The organism is Gemmatimonas sp., assembly GCF_036405635.1.
Taxonomy (GTDB): domain Bacteria; phylum Gemmatimonadota; class Gemmatimonadetes; order Gemmatimonadales; family Gemmatimonadaceae; genus Gemmatimonas.
Window position 1 is genome coordinate 1 of the sequence record NZ_DASWXE010000062.1, and the last position, 3,670, is coordinate 3,670.

Genomic DNA, 3,670 nt, shown 5'->3' on the forward strand with positions numbered 1-3,670 from the left:
ATCGCTGCTTCGAGGCGACGCACCGGTCCATCACCGCGACCCTCGAAGAACGCACGAACCTCGGTGGCTGCTGCGCGATAGTCCACAGCCTCTCCCGCGCCGATGCACGGCCCCGCACACGTGCCGAGATCGTGACGAAGACATGCCGGTGCACGTGAACGCGCCATGGCGAACGTTCGTCCGTCGGGGGCTTCGGGATCGGTAGCAAACCAGAGTGCTGGCGCGCGACCGCTGCGACGCGGCGTGCGTGCACCGCCGTCCTCCAGCGTACAGTCCCGCAGTGACATCGTCTCGGCCAGCGCCCGTACCGCTTCACGCAATTGTTGCACGCGCCGGAACGGGCCAAACAACGCCACCGCGGCGGGATCGTCCGAACGCGCCACCACCCGCAGGCCCGGGACCGCTCCCCCGGTGAGTGCGACATAGGCTCGGGGCCAATCGTCGAGCACCATCATCGAATTGAAGTGCGGCCGATACTGCTTGATCAATCGCAGTTCACGCAGCAGCGCACCGAACTCGGTGTTGGTGTACTCCCACTCGATCTGGAAGGCATGCCGCAGGATGCGGGCGGCCTTGTTGCGGCGACCTTTTGCGCGGAAGTAGGACAGCAGCCGCGTGCGCAGCACCCGAGACTGGCCGACATAAATCACGCTGCCTGTGGGGCCGATCATGCGGTACACACCAGGCCGGTTTTCACACCCCTCGCGCACCAGCGCCCGCAACTGCTTGCGGTGCGTGGGCGTGGACTGCTGGGGGCGGCCGTGCAAGCGTCCGTTCGGCAGCCCTCCCGGGGATTCCGTCACGGCGTCGGTGCTCATGCCGGGAAGCTAGCGCAGACCCGCTGCGCTTCACAGCCGGGTGCGCTACAATTGCGGCGAGCCCAACGACGACCACACCTGACGGCGTACAGCAGGCGACGATGACTCCCGACGACAGCGCGGCGCCGAACGATGTCACGCGCCTCCTGGCCGACCTGCAGAGCGGCACGGATGGTGCCGCCGATCAGCTCATGCGGGTTGTCTACCGCGAGCTGCATGACCTGGCCGAGCACTTCATGCGCCGCGAGCGTGCCGACCACACCCTGCAGCCGACCGCGCTGGTCAACGACGCCTACCTGCGCCTGATGGGACAGCGGGAGACGTCGTGGCAGAACCGCTCGCATTTCTTCGGCATCGCCGCGCAGGCCATGCGGCGTGTGCTCGTCGATCATGCCCGCAAGGCACGCGCCGGCAAACGGGAAGGTGGTGAACGCGTGACGCTCGACGAGTCGGTGGCCGAGAGTCCGCAGCGCTCCATCGATCTGATCGCGCTGGACGATGCGCTCAATCGTCTCGCGGCCCTCGACCCGCGTCAGGCGCGCGTGGTGGAGCTGCGCTACTTCAGTGGCCTCGATATCGAACAGACCGCGGCCGTGATCGGGATCTCGCCAGCCACGGTCAAGCGTGACTGGACGTTCGCGCGGGCCTTCCTGCAGCGGGAACTGGAGCGCGCATGAGTGAAACACCGCTGACGCCCACGCGCCTGCATCGGCTACGCGCCGTATTCGATGCGGCGGTGGAACTGCCAGTCGAGGAGCGCGACGCGTACCTCGCCTCTGCGAGCCCGGACGATCCCACACTCAAGCAGGAAGTGCAGGAGCTGCTGGCTGCCATCGAGCGGAGCGGCGACACGTGGGACCATCCCCTGGGCGCAGCCGTAGCGGATGCCATGGCGCAGGGACTCGGTACCGCCGGTGCCGATCGCTACGTGGCCGGTGGTCGCATTGGTGTCTATGAGATCACCCGCCTCATCGGCATGGGTGGCATGGGCGCCGTGTACGAAGGCGTGCGCGTGGACGATCAGTTTCGGAAGCGCGTGGCGCTCAAGTTTCTGCGCCGCGGTGGTGAGGGAGACCTGGCCATCCGCCGCTTTCGCTACGAACGGCAGATCCTCGCCAACCTGAATCACCGCAACATCGCGGCCTTGATGGACGGTGGCGTCACCGAGGACGGTCAGCCGTACATCGTGATGGAATACGTCGAGGGTGAGCCGCTCACGACGTATGCCAACGGCAGGCGCCTCGACCTGCGCGCGCGTGTCGCCCTGCTGCGGCAGGTGTGCGCGGCCGTACAGCACGCGCACCAGAACTTCGTGGTGCACCGCGATCTCAAGCCGGGCAATATCCTCGTCACGGCTGACGGTAGTGTGAAGCTGCTCGACTTCGGGATTGCGCGACTCACGCGCGACGCCGAAGGACTCGAACAGTTGCCGGCCACGCAAGGTGGTGCGCTGGCGTTCACGCCAGAATACGCGAGCCCCGAGCAGGTGCGGGGCATGCCGGTGGCCGCGTCCAGCGACATTTATTCACTGGGCGTGATTGCCGCCGAGTTGTTGTCCGGTGCGCGGCCGTACCAGGTGCAGGGATTGCTGTTCGCCGAACTGCAAACGCTCATTGTGCAGACACCGCCGGCTGTGCCATCGCAGCAGGTCACCGATGCGATGGCCGAATCGTTCGGTGTGCGGGCCAATCGCCTGCGCCGTGATTTGCACGGTGATCTCGACGCTATCATCCTGCAGGCGTTGCGCAAGGAACCCGAGCGTCGCTACGGCTCCGTGGAGCAGTTCTCACGCGACCTGCAACGCTGGCTCGATGGCCAGCCGGTCTCCGCGCAGCGCGACACGCTGGCCTATCGCACGGCGAAGTTCCTGCGGCGTCGACGACTTGAAGTATCGGCGCTGGGTCTCATCGGGGTATCGCTGGTGGGCGGCATCGTGGCCACTTCGCAGCAGGCACGACGCGCGGAGCTCGAGCGCAGCAAGATGGAGCAGGTGAACAGCTTCCTCTCCAACATGCTGAGCGCCGTCGATCCCGAACTGGGCGGCCCCAATGTGACCGTCGCGCAGGTGCTGTCGCAGGCCGCGAAAGGCATCGAGGACGCGAAGCTCGAACCGGAAGTGGAAGCGCAGATCCGCCACACGCTCGGACAGACCTACTACGGTCTGAGCATCTACGACTCGGCCGAGACACACGCCCGTCGGGCGTGGGACCTGCGCCGCAAGGAGTTCGGCGATCTCGACCAGCGCACCTCGATGAGTCTTTCGTACGTGGTGGCCCTGGCGGAAGCACGCGGAGAGTTCGTGCAGGCGGAGTCGCTGGCCCGCGATCTGGTGAGCCGGCAACAGCGCATGCCGCGCGCGCAGTACAACGCGACGGAGCTGGCCACGGGGCTCGACAATCTCGCGCGCACGATCGAACAGCAGGGGCGTCTCGACGATGCGTTGGCGGTGAAGCTCGAAGCCATCGCCCTGCGCCGCACGATCAAGGACGATTCCAACAGTCTGGCCGCGCTGCCGTACACGCTCAACAACGTGGCGGTGTCGTACACGTACAAGGGTGAGTTCGCGAAGGCCGAGACGTTGTTGGTGGAAGCGATGGATGTGGAGTCGCGGGTACATGGCCCCGGCTCGTTCAACATGGGCAACCTGCTGCGCGCGTACGCTTCGCTGGTGGATGAGATGGGGCAGAAGGCGCGTGCTGACACGCTCATTCACAAGTCCATTCAGGTGCTGCGCGGTGCGGCCGGGCCCAATCACTACGAGACGCTGCGCTCCACCTCGATGCTCGCGCAGCTGCGCTACGCCGCGAACGACATGCCGGGCACGATCACCGCAGCGCGCGAAGTGGTGGCCC

Annotated in this window: 3 protein-coding genes; 2 read left to right on the forward strand and 1 reads right to left on the reverse strand. The window is 66.3% G+C overall.

What is annotated here, in order from left to right; all coding sequences use genetic code 11:
- The coding region (locus tag VGE27_RS04345; RefSeq protein WP_331048406.1) for a GIY-YIG nuclease family protein at positions 1 to 818 on the reverse strand (818 nt) is incomplete at its 3' end.
- Positions 819 to 919: 101 nt separating this feature from the next.
- Here VGE27_RS04345 and VGE27_RS04350 point away from each other — a divergent pair.
- Positions 920 to 1,495: a sigma-70 family RNA polymerase sigma factor gene (locus tag VGE27_RS04350; protein WP_331048407.1), complete on the forward strand. Its 576-nt coding sequence runs from the start codon at positions 920 to 922 to the stop codon at positions 1,493 to 1,495.
- On the forward strand, positions 1,492 to 3,670 hold a 2,179-nt coding region (locus VGE27_RS04355; RefSeq protein ID WP_331048408.1), incomplete at its 3' end, for a serine/threonine-protein kinase. The genes VGE27_RS04350 and VGE27_RS04355, both read left to right, overlap by 4 nt.